This window comes from Cellvibrio sp. pealriver (assembly GCF_001183545.1).
Taxonomy (GTDB): domain Bacteria; phylum Pseudomonadota; class Gammaproteobacteria; order Pseudomonadales; family Cellvibrionaceae; genus Cellvibrio.
In genome coordinates, this window is record NZ_KQ236688.1 from 4,094,408 (window position 1) to 4,112,034 (window position 17,627).

Annotated in this window: 17 protein-coding genes; 12 read left to right on the plus strand and 5 right to left on the minus strand. The window is 48.3% G+C overall.

What is annotated here, in order from left to right:
- Positions 1-38: 38 nt before the first annotated feature.
- A complete protein-coding gene (pnp, locus tag VC28_RS17790; RefSeq protein WP_049631820.1) occupies positions 39-2,171 on the plus strand; it encodes a polyribonucleotide nucleotidyltransferase in 2,133 nt (710 codons plus the stop codon).
- Positions 2,172-2,249: 78 nt separating this feature from the next.
- Here the strand turns inward: pnp and VC28_RS17795 are convergent, their stop codons facing one another.
- Together VC28_RS17795 and VC28_RS17800 are read right to left on the minus strand one after the other, a co-directional pair.
- Positions 2,250-2,921 carry a ChrR family anti-sigma-E factor gene (locus tag VC28_RS17795; RefSeq protein ID WP_049631821.1) on the minus strand — a complete coding sequence of 224 codons (672 nt, stop codon included), beginning with the start codon at positions 2,919-2,921 and terminating at the stop codon, positions 2,250-2,252.
- Positions 2,918-3,520: a sigma-70 family RNA polymerase sigma factor gene (locus tag VC28_RS17800; RefSeq protein ID WP_049631822.1), complete on the minus strand. Its 603-nt coding sequence runs from the start codon at positions 3,518-3,520 to the stop codon at positions 2,918-2,920. Before VC28_RS17800 ends, VC28_RS17795 begins: the two co-directional genes overlap by 4 nt.
- Positions 3,521-3,800: 280 nt before the next feature.
- On the opposite strand from VC28_RS17800, the gene VC28_RS19355 reads away from it, so the two are divergent.
- The 7 genes from VC28_RS19355 (at position 3,801) to VC28_RS17835 (ending at position 12,946) form a co-directional block, all read left to right on the plus strand.
- Positions 3,801-6,614 (plus strand): DUF4397 domain-containing protein, encoded by a 2,814-nt coding sequence (locus VC28_RS19355; RefSeq protein ID WP_082191608.1) that lies wholly within the window; start codon positions 3,801-3,803, stop codon positions 6,612-6,614.
- Between the two features lie 173 nt (positions 6,615-6,787).
- Positions 6,788-7,663, plus strand: coding sequence for an ABC transporter ATP-binding protein (locus VC28_RS17810; RefSeq protein ID WP_049631823.1), 876 nt, complete (start codon positions 6,788-6,790; stop codon positions 7,661-7,663).
- Positions 7,660-9,030 (plus strand): hypothetical protein, encoded by a 1,371-nt coding sequence (locus VC28_RS17815; RefSeq protein ID WP_049631824.1) that lies wholly within the window; start codon positions 7,660-7,662, stop codon positions 9,028-9,030. The genes VC28_RS17810 and VC28_RS17815 overlap by 4 nt, the downstream gene beginning before the upstream one ends.
- Positions 9,030-9,404: a GntR family transcriptional regulator gene (locus VC28_RS17820; protein ID WP_049631825.1), complete on the plus strand. Its 375-nt coding sequence runs from the start codon at positions 9,030-9,032 to the stop codon at positions 9,402-9,404. Before VC28_RS17815 ends, VC28_RS17820 begins: the two co-directional genes overlap by 1 nt.
- 26 nt (positions 9,405-9,430) lie before the next feature.
- The gene (locus tag VC28_RS17825) at positions 9,431-10,969 is read left to right on the plus strand and encodes an alpha/beta hydrolase (protein WP_231591844.1); all 1,539 of its coding nucleotides are present in this window, start codon (positions 9,431-9,433) and stop codon (positions 10,967-10,969) included.
- Positions 10,966-11,760, plus strand: a complete 795-nt coding sequence (locus VC28_RS17830; RefSeq protein WP_082191609.1) for an ABC transporter ATP-binding protein — start codon at positions 10,966-10,968, stop codon at positions 11,758-11,760. The genes VC28_RS17825 and VC28_RS17830 overlap by 4 nt, the downstream gene beginning before the upstream one ends.
- Positions 11,753-12,946, plus strand: coding sequence for an ABC transporter permease (locus VC28_RS17835; RefSeq protein WP_049631826.1), 1,194 nt, complete (start codon positions 11,753-11,755; stop codon positions 12,944-12,946). Before VC28_RS17830 ends, VC28_RS17835 begins: the two co-directional genes overlap by 8 nt.
- 165 nt (positions 12,947-13,111) lie before the next feature.
- Here VC28_RS17835 and VC28_RS17840 read toward each other — a convergent pair whose 3' ends face one another.
- The gene (locus VC28_RS17840; protein WP_049631827.1) at positions 13,112-13,672 is read right to left on the minus strand and encodes a glutathione S-transferase family protein; all 561 of its coding nucleotides are present in this window, start codon (positions 13,670-13,672) and stop codon (positions 13,112-13,114) included.
- A gap of 18 nt (positions 13,673-13,690) precedes the next feature.
- Positions 13,691-14,161 (minus strand): nuclear transport factor 2 family protein, encoded by a 471-nt coding sequence (locus VC28_RS17845; RefSeq protein WP_049631828.1) that lies wholly within the window; start codon positions 14,159-14,161, stop codon positions 13,691-13,693.
- A 278-nt stretch (positions 14,162-14,439) separates the two neighbouring features.
- Between VC28_RS17845 and VC28_RS17850 the strand changes: the two genes are divergently transcribed.
- From VC28_RS17850 to VC28_RS17865, 4 genes are all read left to right on the plus strand, one after another.
- Entirely contained in the window at positions 14,440-14,745 is a 306-nt protein-coding gene (locus VC28_RS17850) for a hypothetical protein (RefSeq protein ID WP_049631829.1), read from the plus strand.
- Positions 14,746-14,900: 155 nt separating this feature from the next.
- A complete protein-coding gene (locus tag VC28_RS17855; protein WP_231591845.1) occupies positions 14,901-15,422 on the plus strand; it encodes a hypothetical protein in 522 nt (173 codons plus the stop codon).
- Positions 15,423-15,534: 112 nt separating this feature from the next.
- A complete protein-coding gene (locus tag VC28_RS17860; protein ID WP_049631830.1) occupies positions 15,535-16,299 on the plus strand; it encodes a sulfite exporter TauE/SafE family protein in 765 nt (254 codons plus the stop codon).
- 117 nt (positions 16,300-16,416) lie between these two features.
- Entirely contained in the window at positions 16,417-16,944 is a 528-nt protein-coding gene (locus VC28_RS17865) for a porin family protein (protein ID WP_049631831.1), read from the plus strand.
- Positions 16,945-17,012: 68 nt separating this feature from the next.
- Here the strand turns inward: VC28_RS17865 and VC28_RS17870 are convergent, their stop codons facing one another.
- Positions 17,013-17,588 (minus strand): hypothetical protein, encoded by a 576-nt coding sequence (locus tag VC28_RS17870; protein WP_049631832.1) that lies wholly within the window; start codon positions 17,586-17,588, stop codon positions 17,013-17,015.
- Between the last annotated feature and the right edge of the window lie 39 nt (positions 17,589-17,627).

A 17,627-nucleotide genomic window follows, 5' to 3' on the forward strand; every position in this document is an offset into this window, starting at 1 on the left:
AACGCAATTGATTTTTAGTGAAAACAAAGGATAAAAGAGTGAATCCGATTATTAAAAAGTTCCAATACGGCAACCAAACCGTAACCCTCGAAACTGGCCGTATCGCACGTCAAGCGACCGGTGCAGTACTGGCAACCATGGGTGAAGTGTCTGTACTTTGTACCGTTGTAGGTGCAAAACAAGCATCACCAGGCCAAGATTTCTTCCCACTGTCTGTGCATTATCAAGAGAAAAGTTATGCCGCTGGCCGTATTCCTGGCGGATATTTGAAGCGTGAAGGCCGTCCCTCCGAAAAAGAAACCCTGACCTCGCGTTTGATCGATCGTCCAATCCGTCCATTGTTCCCCGAAGGTTTCCTTAATGAAGTGCAAGTGGTTTGTACGGTTGTATCCACCGACAAACAATATGATCCCGATATCGTTTCTATGATTGGTACTTCAGCAGCGCTGGCGATTTCCGGCATCCCGTTTAATGGCCCGATTGGTGCTGCGCGTGTGGGGTACACCCAGGATGAAGGTTACATCCTCAACCCAAGCTTCAAGCAACTCGAAACCTCTGAGTTGGACATGGTAGTAGCGGGTACCAAAGACGCAGTATTGATGGTGGAATCCGAAGCAAAAGAATTGCCGGAAGACATTATGCTCGGTGCCGTTCTCTATGCTCACCAGGAGTTACAAGCTGTTGTGCAGGCGTGTGCAGAGTTGGCGCGCGATGCAGGAAAGCCGCGTTGGGATTGGCAGCCACCAGCGCCAAACACCGCTCTGACCGATGCATTGGTGAAAAACTTTGGCGATTCAATCGGCATGGCTTATCGCATTACCGACAAAGCCAAGCGTTATGACCGTTTAGGCGAATTGCGTTCCCAGGCTGTTGAAGAGTTGGCAACCGAAGCGACCGGCTTCTCTGCTGATGAGGTCAAAGCTGAATTCGGCATGGTGGAATACCGTTTGGTGCGCTCACGTATCGTAGCGGGCGAGCCACGTATCGATGGTCGCGACAACAAAACCGTTCGTCCAATTCAAGTAGAAGTGGGCGTACTGGGCAAAGCCCACGGCTCTGCACTGTTCACTCGCGGTGAAACACAAGCATTGGTTGTGGCGACCCTGGGTAACGCGCGCGATGCACAAATCATCGACTTCCTCGAAGGCACCAAAAAAGATTCCTTCCTGTTGCACTACAACTTCCCACCTTTCTCGGTAGGCGAATGTGGTCGCATGGGGGCAACTGGCCGTCGCGAAATTGGTCACGGCCGTTTGGCGCGTCGCGGTGTTGCCGCCGTTCTTCCTGCAGAGTCAGATTTCCCTTACACCCTGCGTGTAGTGAGTGAAATTACCGAATCTAACGGTTCAAGCTCTATGGCTTCTGTGTGTGGTTCTTCATTGGCACTGATGGATGCTGGTGTTCCGCTGAAAGCCCCGGTTGCTGGTATCGCGATGGGCTTGGTGAAAGAAGCCAACGGTTTTGCGGTATTGACCGACATTCTCGGCGACGAAGATCACCTGGGCGATATGGACTTTAAAGTAGCCGGTACCACCAGCGGTGTAACTGCACTGCAAATGGATATCAAAATCGAAGGCATCACCGAAGAGATTATGGAAATCGCACTGGAGCAAGCTCTGGCCGCACGTTTGCACATTCTCGGCGAGATGAACAAAGTGCTTGCGAAATCACGCGATGTGGTTAGCGAAAATGCACCGCGTTTTGAAACTATCAAGATTCATCCGGACAAGATCCGCGACATCATCGGTAAAGGCGGCGCGACTATCCGTGCAATCACCGAAGAAACCGGTTCTTCTATCGATATCGATGATGACGGTACCGTGAAGATTTACGCTGACAATACCGACGCATTAAACGCTGCAATTTATCGCGTACAAGGCATTGTTGCCGAAGCAGAAATTGGTGCAATTTACGAAGGCACTGTAGTGCGCATCGTAGACTTCGGCGCATTTGTTAACTTCCTGCCGGGCAAAGACGGCTTGGTTCATATCTCTCAAATCGCCGACGAGCGCGTAAACAGCGTGAGCGACTATTTGAAAGAAGGCCAGGTTGTTAAAGTGAAATGTTTGGATGTAGACCAACGCGGCCGCATCAAGCTTTCTATCAAAGAAGCCTTGGCGGAAGAATCTGGCGCAGCTCCTGCACCAGCAGCGGAAGTGACTGAAGAGTAATTCTTCTTTCTCTTTTCACTGGGTTAAACAAAAACGCCTGCATCGAAAGATGCGGGCGTTTTTATTTGCGAAGTGTTTTTAATTCCACGCCATAAACGGATTTAATAGCCGATACCAGCCGGTAAATTTCAGTGGTGCGTTTAATACGGTTAAGCAAATGCAGTCTTCATTTTGCAATGCGGTGGGGCTGTGTTTGTGGGTGGCATCGCGGGCGATGAAATCGCCTTGGGAATACACGCCCAGTTCATCGGAGAAGCTGCCGCTTAATATAACGGTGTATTCAAAACCTTTGTGGGTGTGCGTGGGAACTTTTGCGCCGGCGCTGATTTTTTGTAGCGCAACCTGAAAACCTTTCACATTAATAATTGATGTGAGATCGAACTTGCTGATTTCTTTGGTTTGGCGTTGCCAGGGCAAATCCTGTAACGATGCAGGCAAGTAGCGTAGCAATGGATTGGTATAGTGCTGCGTAATTCTGGCATCGTCCTGCACTTCCAGCTTGGGTTTCGGTGCTTGCGAATGGTCATGCGGCTCAAGCGTTGCCATGAGCGCATCAAACGCATCCTCTTCGGTGCTGGCAGGCTTGATGGTTTCCAATAATGCGCCACCCAAGTGATTGAAATTTTTCACCAGATCGCGGCATTCATGACAAAAACAAAGATGTACCGACACCGCCAATGCCTGCGGTAAGCTCAAGCTGCCCGCAGCATAGTTCATCAATGTCATATCATCGGGATGATGAGCGCTCATATCTCTTTAGCCTCAAACATAACGCGTAATTTCTGCAGAGAAAGGCGCAAACGGCCTTTTACTGTACCCAAAGGAATATTCAATTCCTCTGCCACTTCCTCGTGGGTTTTACCTTCGTAATACACTTTGCGCAGCGCGATCATTTGCTCTTCCGGTAAATGGGCAATGGCAGATTTCACAAACTTTTCAGTCGATAAATTCTGGATCGAACAAATGGTGGTATCTTCTGTTGGAATTTGCCACAACTCTTCGGTTTCGATCACCACTTCTGCGCGGGTGCGATTTAATTTACGTAACATGTCGATGCGTTGGTTGCGTGTGATCGTAAAAATCCACGTGGGAACCGACGCGAGCGATTCAGAATATTTTCCGGCGTTACGCCATACACTGGTCATCACTTCTTGTACCAGGGCTTCTGCATGTTGGCTGAAACCCTGATTGACCGCGTAGGCTTTAATGCGCGGTGCAAAATATTGATAGATCTGACGGAATGCCGCCTTGTCATCGCTCTCGGCGACGCGTGCCAAGAGTGCTCCCCAGTTGGGTGCATCGCTGTGGGCGGTAGAGTCATTCATCGACACGGCCTTGGTTGTTGTCATGTGAAGTCTCATTATCGCTTACCGTTAGGATTTATGTAGCTTTTTGCTCATAGTCAATACGCTTTGCCTCAACTGCCAGATCATTCCTGCTACTACTCCATTTGAACTTTTTCACATTTGGCCAACTTTCCTGGATTTTTAGTTTGTAAATTGATCGTTAAAAAAATCCCTCGCGTAAATCAACTCGCTAATGCTGCCCTGCACTTGCAAACCAAGTGCAGGGATTCCCTTTGATAACACATTAACAAGCTGCTGAGTTGATCAGTAGGAGGGTAAGGAAATGAAGCTAATGAAAGGCTTTTTGCTCGTGCTACTAAGCATATTCATGGTCGCCTGTGGTGGCGATGATGATAAAGATAAAGTGAGTATTTCGATCAACCCCGCTACCGCCACCATAAAGGCGGGTGCAACTCAAAGTTTCACTGCCAGTGTGACCGGCACCAAAAACACAGCGGTATCCTGGTCGGTGGTTGAAGCTAACGGCGGTAGTGTGACTTCAGCGGGTGTTTACACCGCACCTGCAGCAGCCGGTACTTATCATGTCACTGCAACCAGTGTTGCGGACAAGAAAAAAAGTGCGACTGCAACTGTCACCGTGACACCGTTGGAAAAAACCATGGTGCGCGTGTTCCATGCATCGCCCGATGCTCCCAAAGTGAATTTGTGGGTGAACGACGCGGTGGTGGCTTCTGCGTTGGATTACCAAAAATCAACTGGTTATTTGACGCTTGATGAAGGTACTTACAAGGTTGCTGTGGAAGGCATTATCCCTGGCGGTAATGCTGTGGTTATCGGCCCTGTGAATTTGTCCTTGGCGGGTAAAACAGATTACGACGTGATCGCAGTCAACAGCGTTAGCGCTATTGAACCTCTGGTGCTGAGCGATACCGGCAGTTTGAGCGATAACACCAAAGTGCGTGTGCGTGTTGCGCACTTGGCTGCAGCTGCACCGGCGGTAAAAGTATTCGTTACTGCGCCCGGTGCTGACTTGGCTTCATCTGCAGCGCTTGGGACTTTTGCATTTAAAGAAACCCTGGGTGCGGTAGAAGTAGCGGCGGGCGATTATCAAATCCGCGTGACTCTGGAAGACAACACTGTGGTGTTCGATTCCGGCACTGTAACCCTTGCCGCGGGTAAAGACTTGTTGGTTGGTGCGGTGCCTAATGTTGGTACTGGTTCATCACCCATCCAACTGGCGGTACTGGATGGTGATGCTGTGGCAATGATCAGCGACAAGAGCGCTGGTGCTGATTTGCGTGTCGTGCACAACTCTGCAGATGCACCTGCGGTTGATGTGACCGCGAACAATGGTGCAACTCCTGCAATTGCCAATTTGGCATTCCCTGAATCAACGGGTTATATCAATCTGCCAGCGGCCACTTACAACTTCAAAGTGACCCCTAACGCAGCAGCTGCTCCGGTGGTGATCAATGCCGATGTGCCACTTGCCAATGGTGCAGCCTATACCCTGATTGCAATGGGTTCATTGGCGACTATCGAGCCGGTATTGCTGACCGATGACAATCGCTCAGTTGCTACCGAAGCCAAAGTGCGTTTGGTGCATGGCTCTACCCTTGCGGGCAATGTTGATATTTATGTGACTGCCCCGGGTGCAGGTATTGCCAATGCAACACCGGCGTTCACTGCAGTTCCTTTCAAAGCGAGCACTGGTTATGTCAGCCTGGCAGCAGGTGACTATGATGTGGTGATCGCACCTGCCGGAACCAAAACCGAAGCCATCAAAGTGGATGTTGCGCTGGAAGCGGGTGGTGTTTATACCGCGATTGCCCGCGACGGTGCTGGCTTGACTGCCGCTTTGGGCGTTATTGGTCTGGATGGTCTTGCGCCCAACAAAACCCATGTGCGTGTATTCCACGCCTCTGCTGACGCGCCCAAAGTGAACCTGTGGGTGGATGGTGCTGTCGTGGCCTCCGGCCTTGATTACCAAAAATCGACTGGCTATCTGGAGTTGGATGCTGACACCTACAACGTTGCCGTTGAAGGCATTATCCCCACCGGCAATGCAGTAGTGATTGGCCCTGTGGATCTGGCACTGGAGCGCAATACCCGTTACGACGTGATCGCAGTCAACTCGGTTGCCAATATTGAGCCTTTGATCCTGACCGATATGGGCAAGCTCGCCAATGCTAACAACGTGCGTGTACGTGTCGCGCATTTGGCTGCCGCTGCGCCTGAAGTGAAAGTCCATGTGACCGCTCCTGGCGATGCCATCTCTGATGCAACCTCATTGGGTAGTTTCGCCTTCAAGGAAACCCTGGGCCCTGTGGAAGTGCCAGCCGGTACTTACCGCATCCGTGTGACCCTGCCTAATAACACTGTGGTGTTCGATTCCGGTTCAGTTGCGCTCACCAGCGGTAAAGACCTGCTGATTGGTGCTGTGCCTAACGTAGGTACTGGTTCATCGCCCATTCAATTGGCGGTGCTGGATGGTGCGAACGTAGCGGTATTGAGTGATGCAGCAGCCGGTGCCAAGTTGCGTGTAGTGCATGCATCAGCCAATGCCCCAGCGGTAGATGTAATTGCGAATGACGGTGCAACACCTGCTGTAAGTAATCTGGCGTTCCCGTCATTCACTAACTATCTGAACCTGCCTGCGGCTACCTACAACTTCAAAGTGGTACCCACTGGCACCACCACTCCGGTTGTTATCAATGCCAATGTTCCTCTGGCGAACGGCACTGAGTACACCTTGTTGGCAGTGGATGCGCTGGCGAACATCAAGCCACTGCTGTTAACTGACAACAACCGCAAAGTGGCGACTGAGGCGAAAGTGCGCTTGGTGCATGCATCAACTCTAGCGGGGAATGTGGACATCTATGTGGTGGCTGCAGGTGCTTCTATCGCTAATGCAACACCCGCATTCAGCAATGTGCCATTCCAGGCTGAAACAGGTTATGTATCGCTCGGGGCAGGTAATTACGATGTGATCATCACCCCAACCGGCACCAAAACTGAAGCGATCAAAGCCACGCTCACCTTCGCCAATGGCATGGTGTACACCGCCGTCGCGCGCGATGGTGCTAACCTGACCACACCTTTGTCTGTCATTGGTTTGGATGGATTAGCCCCTTGATTCTGACGGGCTCGCACTGAGCCCGTTATTCCGTTACCGATTCCCTCTTTTGCGCCCGGATACGTCCGGGCGTTTTTTATTTTCAGACTGGTATTTTGTTAATGGGCCGGGTTGCTGTTTTTATTTTTGTGTATTAGTGTAGTGATACACATAGATAAAAACAGGACGTTCCCATGAACCCATCCATTTCATTACAACACCTCCAGCGCGGTATTGGTGGTACCAGCATCCTTAATGGCCTTAATGTCGATGTTTATCCAGGCCAGGTTATCGCTTTGCTCGGTAAAAATGGCGCGGGCAAAACTACGTTGCTGGATACTATTTTGGGGTTTGGTTTTCCCTCGTTCGGCCAGGTCAAATTGTGGGGCGTGGATGCAACGGCTATTGCTGGCGATACCAAACAGCGCATCGGTTTTGTCCCGCAGCAGGATGAGTTGCTGCCGAGCCTTACCGTGGTTGAGCATCTCAACTTATTCAAAACGTTTCGCAGTAATTGGAATGATGCGCTGGTGAACCGTTTGCTCAATGAGTGGTTAATTCCATTGTCTACACCCGCGGGAAAAATGTCGGTAGGGCAGCGGCAAAAATTATCGATTCTATTGGCGATTGCGCACGAGCCGGAATTGCTCATTCTGGATGAACCTGTCGCGAGCCTTGACCCTCTGGCGCGCCGACAGTTTTTGCAGCAATTAGTGGATATTGCAGCTGACGAAAATCGCACCGTGATTTTTTCTACCCATATCGTCAGCGATGTGGAACGCGTCGCCAATCAGGTGTGGATGCTGCGCGACGGTAGCTTTTCGTATCAAGGTGAATTGGATGCGCTAAAAGAATCGGTCGCGCGTGTCAGTTTGGTTGCAGATGCGCCATTTCCAGAGAGTGTTAATTTGCCGCATTTGCTCACACAAAAAATTCACGGCAATCGCGCGCAGCTCACGTTTAAAGCTTGGGAGCCGGAGCGTGCCGAGCGGCTTGCGCAACAATTTTCAGCGCAAGTTGAAGTCGAGTATTTAGGTCTGGAAGATATTTTTCTGGAGATGAATACATGAGTGCGCCGTTGGTATTGCAACAATATTGGCAGCTGATACGAACACTCATGTTCCCATTGCGCGCAACGCGTTGGATGACTATCGGTTTTATGGGGTTGCTCGCACTGGGTGGTTTACTGCTATGGTGGTTTGACCAGCCGATTGTATTGATGATTGGCAGTGGTGCGCTTGTTGTGATCAGCATTCTGATTGGTGTGATGGTGCCGCCGCAAATGTTGTCGCTGGTTAGCAGCAAACAGCTGTCATGGATTCCCGGCTTGCGCAGTAAAACATTTTTCATTTTATTGTCGCTGTACAGCCTGATTGCATTAACTTCTGCGTTATTGTTTTCTTTTAAACCAAATGGGTATCCATTTTTAACCAGTATGGCTACCGCAATTACGCTGGTGGCAGTAATTGCTGCCGCAATGCTAATAACCAGTGTTTATTTTCAGGGGTTTCAGCCATTTATTTTTGCCTCTATTTGGCTGCTGTATTTCGCGGTAGAGCAGTTGGTACAAATTAATGCCCTTGTCTGCATTGCAGTGGGGTTGCTTGTGTGGGGCGCGCTCTATTGGTGGTGGTGCCGATGGATTCCCAAGAAATACCTTGTTAACTATATGACGTTATCGCCTGCAAAAATGCGTGAAATGCAGGAGCAAAAAGTGGGCGTGGTACAAGCGTTTAATTATTGGATGTCATCCACACCGAAAAGTCTGTGTGGAACCTTATTGATCGGCACCTCAGATGGATTAAAAGCGCAATTAAAATACGAATTGGGTCAGGTGATTGCGCTGTTGTTGATGGTGCTGCTGTGTTCATTTTTACTGCGCGGTATGACCGAGGCATTTTTTCTGAAGATGGCTCCAGTAATCATTTTTACGTTCATGTCCATGCGCAATGTACAGTTTCAGGTGCTGATTTATCGCAACCTGAATCGTGCCTGGATTTATTTTGACGGTTCGCGCATGCGTTTTTTTAATTACGTGGAAAGACAATATTTTCAGCATGTCGGCGTTGCCTATGGAGCTATGCTGTGCATTATCGTGGGCATAAATTTTGTGTTCGGTAATACCTTATCACTGTGTTTTCTAGCCACCATAGTAGTGATTAGTGGTTTATTTGCCGCACCACTATTTTATCTTGGTTGGATTATTTACCACAAAACAACTGCCAGCCTGAGTTGGTTGGGGTGGCTCTCTGGCATTATGGTTATCCTATTTATATTGCTGCTGACTTCGTTAAGTTTATTCTGGCAACCAGCCGCTGGTTTAGAATTGCAAAACAATTGGCGGCTGACTCTTGGAATGTTGATCGTATTGGTATGTATGCGTTACTGGGCAATGCGGGTGTGGAGTCGCATGAGTTTCTATCGGGTGAAAAATTAATGTTTACCCTTAACCCCCAATCCGGCATCCCCATCTATCGCCAGCTGGTAGAGCAAATTCGGCGCATGGTTGCCGGTGGTCAATTAAAAGCAGGCGATGAATTGCCTTCGGTGCGCGATCTTGCTGTTGAACATGCGGTAAATCCCATGACGATTTCCAAAGCCTACAGCCAATTGGAATTGGAAGGGGTACTGGTGCGCCAGCGCGGCAAGCCTATGCAAGTTGCCGCACAACAACACAGTGCCAATTCAGAGTATGCCCGCTTGCAGCATTTGCAGCCGCACATCGAACAATTGGTATTGGTTGCGAAGCAATTGGAAATTTCCGATAAAGTGTTGCTCGCCAGTTTGCGTGAGCAATTGGCGAAAAAATAATTCAATATTTCATAGGGATTTAGCGAATGAATATAAACAGGTTTGGCTCTGCGGCCTTGCTGCTACTGACAACACTTTATGGTTGCAGCCCCGCACCAGAGCATGCGGCAGGTAAAGCGGGGTTTATGAAAGCTTGCCCCGGTTTTGTGGAAACCGGGAAGCCGCCTTTGGTGTTTGGTGCCGAGTGCGGTGAGTTATCTGTTAAAGAAAATCCGGATGACCCTGCGAGCGCCGATATTCAATTATCGGTTCTGCGCTTACCGGCAATCAGTCCGGTGCCTAATACTGATCCATTGTTTTTAATTCAGGGTGGCCCCGGTGGTTCATCGATTGATATGGCGAACCAACTTCACGGATTTTTTGCCGATGTACGTAAAAATCGCGATCTGGTATTTGTGGATCAGCGCGGTACGGGTAAATCCAATCCATTGCGCTGCGAATCATTAAGTACAGATGACCAACTCTTGCCCGAGTCAGAACAACATCAAAAATATCTCAGCTTGTTAAAAAACTGTGCCGAAAAATACGCGGGGAGCAGCGGTTTTTATACCACGCCTTATGCAGCGCAGGATCTGGATTTAGTACGCAAGGCATTGGGTTACACGAGTATCAATCTCTGGGGTGGTTCTTATGGAACACGCGTCGCATTAGAGTACTCGCGCCGTTATCCGCAGCACGCACGCACGCTCATACTGGATGGTGTTGCACCGGTCAGCATTGCGCTGCCGAAATATTTTGCGCGCGACACCATGTTGGCATTGCACGCGGTGAATGATGAGTGTCTTGCGCAGCCGGATTGCGCTTCGGAATTTGGCAATATCGTGCAAAAAGCGGAATCCGTTTTTCAGTATTTGCAATCCATACAAGCTGACACAGGCGCTCTATCGATTTCATATGAACATCCACGCAATCAGCAAACCGAAACCCTGATGCTATCCCCGCGCACATTTTCATCACTGTTATTTATGTCGCTATATTCACGCGACCTGACCGTATTATTGCCACGTGCGATCAGTTATGCCGAACAAAAAGATTATCGTTTACTGGCTGCGCTTTCGGCATTGGCGAATGAGCAAATGCAACAAATGAATATCATGGAAGGTATGCGCTACAGCGTGATTTGCAACGAAGACTGGCCGCAAATATCCGCTGACGATATTGCCCAGAGCGCTCCATTTTTTGGGATGCACTTTGTAAAAGACATGCAGGCGATTTGTGAGTTTTGGCCCAAAGCAACACTGCCTGCTGATTATTGGGAACCAATAAAAAGTGAAGCGCCTGCACTGTTATTGTCTGGCAAGCATGATCCGGTTACGCCGGAATCCTGGGCAAAAGCGGTTGCTGAACACCTTCCCAATGCGCAGTTGCTGACAGCGAGCGGTGGCAATCATTCTATTTTTACTGAAGGTTGTATCCCGCAATTGATTGCACAGTTTATTGAACGCGCCTCCATGGAGGGTGTTAATAGCGAGTGTGTCAGCCACATCAAACCACTGCCGCTGGTGTTGGGAGCCAACCAGAAAAAATCAGCCAGCTCATCATCTGCAGGGAGCGAACAACCATGATCCGTGTTGAACATCTCAGTAAACATTTTGCGGCAAAAAAACTGTCTGGTTTTCAACTGCCGGTGTTTAAAAAATCGCATCAACCTGAAGTGATTACGGCATTGGATGATGTCAGTTTTACGTTGCGCGACGGTGAAATTACCGGTTTGTTGGGTTTGAATGGCGCAGGTAAATCGACATTGATGCGGTTGATTTACGGTTTGTTGCAGCCCAGTGCGGGCGATGTATGGGTGAATCATTTTCGGGTGAGCGATAACGCCAATGCGGCGCGCCAGCAATTAGGTGTGCTACCGGATGATACCGGATTGTATAAGCGTTTAACCGCGCGTGAAAACATTCGCTACTTTGGTGAATTGCAGGGAATGGCAGGGCAATCTTTGGAGCAAGCGATTGACCAGTTAATTGCATTGTTGGGAATGGAGTCTATCGCGGATAGGCGCGCGGAAGGGTTTTCATTGGGTGAGCGAATGAAAACCGCATTGGCGCGCGCGATTGTGCACCAGCCACAACATATTTTATTGGATGAGCCCACCAATGGTTTGGATGTGATTACCACCCGCGCGGTGCGGCGCTTGCTACATGAATTAAAACAGCAAGGGCGATGTGTGATTTTTTCCAGCCACTTGATGCATGAAGTCAGTGGTTTGTGCGACCGTATTATTGTGATTGCGCGCGGAAAAATTCTTGCCGATGGTTCATTGGCTGAAATATTGGAAGTAGGAAAATCCCATCAGTTAGAAGAGGCGTTTGTCAATCTGGTGCAACCGGAAGAGGAATATTCCCATGCGTGAATGGTTTATGAATATGCGGATCGTGTTGCGCAAAGAATGGTGCGATGCACTGCGCGATAGCAAGAGTTTGCGTATGGCGCTGTTGATGCCGGTGTACTTTGTGGGCGTTTTTGTTGCGTCATCGTTATTTATTATCCATATGTCAAACCAATCGCGCGCCACCACCAGTGAGCCGATTAAATTGGCTGTAGTTGGTGCAGAATTTTTGCCTCCCCTTATCGATTGGTTGCAAGAGCGCGGTGTCAAAGTAGACGCGGTGGATGACGATGCTTACCAACAAGTTGAGCGTGGTGATTTGGGTTATGCGTTGATTATTCCAAACGATGCACGTGAAAAATTTGCAACCGGTGAATCGATTGAGTTGGCATTGGTGTTCGATGCAACCAATAGCAAATTACAAGGCAGTTTGCATTTTGTGCGGCAACAAATCTGGAACTGGAATGCACGCATGGGCAGTTTGCGGTTGTTATCGCGCGGTATATCGCCGGGTATTACCAATCCGGTGTATATCCGCGATCTCAATATCGCCAGCGATGAAAAAATGGGATTCTTTGTGATGGCCAGTTTGCCCATGTTGTTAATTCTCACCGCATTTATTTCCAGTGTCGGTTTCAGCGCAGATATGACCGCAGGTGAGCGCGAGCGTCGCTCGTTGGAATCATTGCTGATCACACCGGCATCCTCTGCTGCATTGGCTATCGGCAAATGGTTCACCAGTTTTTCACTGACCTTATCCGTATTGTTGGTGGAAGTTGTATTGCTTGCAGTCGCGTTCGCTTACGTTCCATTTAAAGAGTTGGGCTTGCGCGTTGATGTGTCTGTGGTTGATCTTGCCTGTGTGTATGTGGTGTTGATATCGGTCGCGCTGCTGGCAACCGCGCTGCAATTTGTGATTTCACTTTTTGCGCGTAATTTTAAAGATGCCCAGACCTATATGGGGTTAATGGTGTTCCTGCCGATGGTGCCACTGTTTTATACAATGTTTAACCCAAGTGCGTATGAGGAATGGTTCCGTTGGGTGCCGGTGCTAAGCCAGCAGGTGTTGGTCAAAGATTTACTCTTGGGTGGTGATGTTGCGCCATTTCATTTTTTCCAAGCCTGGATTGTGGCAATACTGCTGGCGATACTATTTTTGTATTACACGGCAAGCCAATTGCGAAAGCCGAAAATTGTTTACGGTATTTAATCCGGTCTTTAAATAAAGCGCCTGATTAATAAACCGGTACAACATATCGCTAAAAAATACCTTTAAAAACATAACTTTAAAACATGCCAATTAAAAAGCGCAGACACCCTAAAATGTCTGCGCTTTTTTTATTGGTGTTTTTTAAGATGCATTGTTTTTTTGTTGTTAACTTTGTGGTGGTTGTGTGGCCTGAAAATGCGGATGCTGATTTGCATTCACATAAAATTGTTCCAGTGCGGGGTAAACCGAAAAATCCACTTGGTTGCGCAATTTTGCCCAGCCAATAAAACAAGCCAGGCGTATGTGCGCATCGGTGTAGGGCGCTGAATTTGGCAGTGGTAATTGGTTTAATTCCTTCAGTGTTGTATGGATGCGCGCCGCTTGCCGCTGCAGATAAGGAATGCCGCTAATATCAACGCCATCGCGTTTGATAAAAAATAAATTCACGGTGGCATCCATCAGCGTATTTACCAAACACAGCTCATCCAATTCTTTGGCTGTTTTGCAGTAATCTTGGCCAACCCGCTCGCGCAGGTATTTAATAATCGATGCAGAGTCCGTTAAAAAAATATCGCCATCCTGTAAAAACGGAACGCGTTGCGTGGGCGATTGTGCAGCACTGCCGGTCTGGTCTGTTTCAATAAATTCGCAAGCCAAACCGGTTTCCAGCAGGACTATGCGCACATGGCGTACAAACGGCGATGTATAGCTTCCATAAAGTTTCATGGTGCGTTCTCCCGATAATTATAGTGTTGTCTGCGGTGGATACTTGAATGCCTGGCGGGCGAGCAGTTTCCAGTCGCCGGATTGTTTTTGCCACACCAACAAAATGCCTAAATGAATGGTGTTTGGTACTCCGCCATCCTTGATGTCGGCTTTCAAATCGTGGCGCACCAGTGCGGTATCGCCTGAAATACGGATGCTTTGGTTACTTAACTCCATAGTGACAAAATCGGATTTGCCACTGCTGATTTTTTCAATAAATGCCTCTTGGTCTTCCATGACTCCACTTGAATGACCGTAGCTCAGTTGCGCTGCTGACAAGTTGCGCAATACCTTGCTGTCGCCGTCAATCATGGCTTGGCGCAGGGCTTCCACTTTCTGGGCAACCTGTTGGGAATCGCTTGTATCGGCCGCCGTCACAGTTGTGCAGCAAACGCTGCTGATGAAAAGTGTCCACGCTCCAAGACGCTTGGCTAACTTATTGAAACTCATATGAAAACTCCTATAAAAATCCTGCAGTAGAGTGATTGGGTGACCGAGTGATTATGCTTGTTATGGTTGTTGATTCTAGCGGCTCTTATGGTGTTTCGGGTGTTGTCATTATGTAAAAGCATGCTTACGGGCTGGCTGGATATTCCAACACGGTTTTTGACAAGCGTGATAATTCTCACGACACTGGTGTGAGGTTGGTCACACATGTTGTGATTGATGCCACTGACGGTATCAGTAGGCAGTAGCCAATAGGCAGTAACAAATAAGGGAGTTGCATCATGCCGGAGTTAAGCCCATCCAAGTCTTCACTGAAAACCACGTTAGCTGAACGTTTACAGCATGTTGTAGATGATCGGCGCGGGGGTCAAAAAGCGGTGCCTATCGATATAGGGCGCTATCTAAATGAATCCCAATTGCTCGCGCTGCACAGTCTGGAAAGTTTTGGCTGGCATTTGTGGTTTGTGCGGCGGCCGCTGTTTATGCAGCCGGTTGTGGTGGTTGCCAATGCCGAATCTACCCAGCATGCGTTGCTTGAGGAAGATGGTTCTGTCAATTTAAAACCCGCGTTGCATTTTCGCCACTGATCGCTAACAGTGCATCGGTTATGCAGCTTATGTTTATCCGACTGCGTGTTGTTTTAGTCGTGTTGTGTTAATGCAGTAGCGTAGTTTTTTATTCAGGCATCATTCAGTGCCTCGGTCATAGCATCAGCTCCATATTCCCCCCGCGGAGCTGTGTTATGAAAAAGTTGCTGCCTGCTATTGGTCTTCTGTTGTGTGTAAATTTTTTATCGGGTTGCGGCAGCGAAACAGTTGCAGCCGATGATCCGCATGAAAACTACGTCCCTGAGTTGCGCGCGTTCGATATTATCGATAGTTACGATACCGATACCGCAACACCTAACCATCCTCCGCTAATTCTAGATCCCTATCTTTACGATGGCTTGTTTGAAGTTTTTTGGGATGTCGATAGCCTTGAGGATTATCGCGTGTCTGTGCGGATCAATGATCGCAATACGATTGAAAATAGTATTGTGGTGCATTCACAGTGGTGCGGAGCAGGGCGCTCATGTGACCAAAGCGGCAATTTGATTTGTGAGTACACATCAGACTTTTTTATGTCCTGCGGTAATGCAGCGCAAGAGCGGGATATTTACCCGTTAATCGACCAAATCCCGCAAAAAGTCTATTTGTTTATTGAAATCTGCGATTACAACTCTGGTTACTGTGAATACGATTATTATCCGGTTGAATTGCATTAGCGCTTTGCGCACAAGCTGCGCGTAAAATTTTATCTTGCGCAAGGATAGCGCTGGATAAATTGCCCCCGCTTCGCCATGCTAGTGTCTTTTATTTCTTACAAAGACTGTCGGCATGATTTCTGACCCTCTGTTTTATTGTCTCGCTATTCCTGTTGTGATCCTGGTTGGGATGTCCAAAGGCGGCTTTGGTGGCGGTTTTGGTACGCTTGCTGTTCCCCTGCTGGCATTAATGATCGACCCGCGCCTGGCTGCGGCAATTCTGCTGCCGATTTTATGCAGTATGGATGCATTCAGCTTGTGGAGTTTTCGCGGTGCCTGGGACAAACTCAATTTAAAAATTCTTTTGCCTGGCGCATTGCTCGGCACCGTTGCGGGTGCGTTGACATTTGAGATGACCAACGCTGATTGGATTCGTGTGTTAATTGGTTTTTTATCGATTTACTTTGTGCTTCATTATTTATGGGGCAAAAAATTTCTGGAACAATTGCGCGAACAAAAACCCAATAAAATCGCTGGCACCTTTTGGGGTGGCGTTGCCGGCTATGTCAGTTACATCGCCCACGCCGGTGGGCCGCCAGTGGCAATTTATTTATTGCCGCAACATCTCTCTAAATCTGTGCTTGCCGGAACAACCATTTTATTTTTTGCCATCATTAATTTTATTAAGTTAATTCCCTATGTGTGGTTAGGGCAAATTACCCAGGCCTCGTTTTTCACATCGCTGATGCTTTTGCCATTGGCACCATTGGGTGTGTGGCTGGGGGTTTATCTGCATCATCGCGTGTCTGACCGTATTTTTTACTGGGTCAGTTACGGCTTTTTATTGTTGGCGGGAATTAAATTAACCTACGAAGGTATGTTGGGATTGTGGGGGTAAGCTCTCCGGCTGGAATTTATAGGCAAATTGGGTATGATGCTCACGCACATGACTGGGCGATGATGGTGGATAACAACGCTATCGCCTCAACACACATCCATTAAAGGACTCAAAAAAATGAAAAAGTGGTTAGCTGCCTTGGCGTTAGGTTTACCGATGGTTGCCGTTGCGGGTGATAACTCTACCGGCGGTTTTTATGTAGGTGGAGGCGCGGCAGATTTAAAAATGCGCTTTGATGGAGGCGGTGACTCTCTGGATTGGACAACAGGTGAGATCTTGGGAGGCTACAAACACAGTCCTTTTGTCGGTGGTGAGGCTCGTTTAGGTTATGGTTCAGAAGATGGCCTTGATCTGCTTTATACGTCTTTTTATTACCGCACCGAAAGCTCGAACGATACCGCTAAAACCTATCTTTTATTTGGCTATACCTTGGGGCAGGTTAAATTCGATGGTGATGTAGGTGAAGATGATTCTGTTAACTTGAATGGTTTTTCCTATGGCGCAGGTGTTGGTTTTCCTGTTACACCGCAGTTGAACTTTAATTTGGAAGCCCGGATGGTTCTTGATGGTGATGCCAAATTTGACGGTGACTCAGAAGGTATTGAGCTCAGCGGTGTTTCGTTGAACGTTGATTACCGTTTCTAATTCTGCTTTTTTGCACTTGGGCATTTTTATTAAGCGCCCAAGTGCACTTCCTCATTCAAGTTTTTGCGTTACAGTTGTCCGTTGTTTCCGCTTTGAACCATGTCTGCACTATTAGCTGAGTGCTCTGTGTCATTTGATGAATGCGCCGCGCTACTCGTTTGCAATGTGCAATATTGGATAATTTTCTCTTCTATTTTGGCGGTAGCACTGGAGGTTTTTTGCTGCTGCTTCCAGAATTTGCATTCCATGCTTTTTTCTTTAATCGCGCGCAGTTTTGCAAGCCGCTCTGCTTCTGCCTCGTCGATCAAGCGCTGTTCGCGGCGCGCTTCTGCTTGGGCTAAAAACTCATCATGAGTGAGCTCAGTTTGCTCTTCTGTCTGGAGTGATGTACTTGATGTCGTTGTTGTGCCAGAGATTGTTGTGTCAGCGGCTGTAGTGTCAGAAGCAGTAGTTTCAGGTGTATTGGCGGCATTATTCGCGCGTAATTGCGCTATGGCTTCTTGCATAGCGGCGGGCTGTTGGCTTGCCGTTGGTGCTGGTGCTGGTGCTGCACCAGAGTGGCTCGCCATGATTAAATAAACACTGAATCCACCCAGAAAAAATAAGCCAATTCCGGCTGCGATTGTTTTTTTACCAATTTCCATTGCGTGCTCCTGTATGCAATTGGTTTTACTTTATATGTG

Excerpts from the sequence above, each read along its gene's own strand:
- VC28_RS17795 (WP_049631821.1), bottom strand. The coding sequence starts at position 2,921 with ATGAGCGCTCATCATCCCGATGATATGACATTGATGAACTATGCTGCG.
- VC28_RS17800 (WP_049631822.1), bottom strand. The coding sequence starts at position 3,520 with ATGACAACAACCAAGGCCGTGTCGATGAATGACTCTACCGCCCACAGC.
- VC28_RS19355 (WP_082191608.1), top strand. The coding sequence starts at position 3,801 with ATGAAGCTAATGAAAGGCTTTTTGCTCGTGCTACTAAGCATATTCATG.
- VC28_RS17810 (WP_049631823.1), top strand. The coding sequence starts at position 6,788 with ATGAACCCATCCATTTCATTACAACACCTCCAGCGCGGTATTGGTGGT.
- VC28_RS17815 (WP_049631824.1), top strand. The coding sequence starts at position 7,660 with ATGAGTGCGCCGTTGGTATTGCAACAATATTGGCAGCTGATACGAACA.
- VC28_RS17820 (WP_049631825.1), top strand. The coding sequence starts at position 9,030 with ATGTTTACCCTTAACCCCCAATCCGGCATCCCCATCTATCGCCAGCTG.
- VC28_RS17825 (WP_231591844.1), top strand. The coding sequence starts at position 9,431 with ATGAATATAAACAGGTTTGGCTCTGCGGCCTTGCTGCTACTGACAACA.
- VC28_RS17830 (WP_082191609.1), top strand. The coding sequence starts at position 10,966 with ATGATCCGTGTTGAACATCTCAGTAAACATTTTGCGGCAAAAAAACTG.
- VC28_RS17835 (WP_049631826.1), top strand. The coding sequence starts at position 11,753 with ATGCGTGAATGGTTTATGAATATGCGGATCGTGTTGCGCAAAGAATGG.
- VC28_RS17840 (WP_049631827.1), bottom strand. The coding sequence starts at position 13,672 with ATGAAACTTTATGGAAGCTATACATCGCCGTTTGTACGCCATGTGCGC.
- VC28_RS17845 (WP_049631828.1), bottom strand. The coding sequence starts at position 14,161 with ATGAGTTTCAATAAGTTAGCCAAGCGTCTTGGAGCGTGGACACTTTTC.
- VC28_RS17850 (WP_049631829.1), top strand. The coding sequence starts at position 14,440 with ATGCCGGAGTTAAGCCCATCCAAGTCTTCACTGAAAACCACGTTAGCT.
- VC28_RS17855 (WP_231591845.1), top strand. The coding sequence starts at position 14,901 with ATGAAAAAGTTGCTGCCTGCTATTGGTCTTCTGTTGTGTGTAAATTTT.
- VC28_RS17860 (WP_049631830.1), top strand. The coding sequence starts at position 15,535 with ATGATTTCTGACCCTCTGTTTTATTGTCTCGCTATTCCTGTTGTGATC.
- VC28_RS17865 (WP_049631831.1), top strand. The coding sequence starts at position 16,417 with ATGAAAAAGTGGTTAGCTGCCTTGGCGTTAGGTTTACCGATGGTTGCC.
- VC28_RS17870 (WP_049631832.1), bottom strand. The coding sequence starts at position 17,588 with ATGGAAATTGGTAAAAAAACAATCGCAGCCGGAATTGGCTTATTTTTT.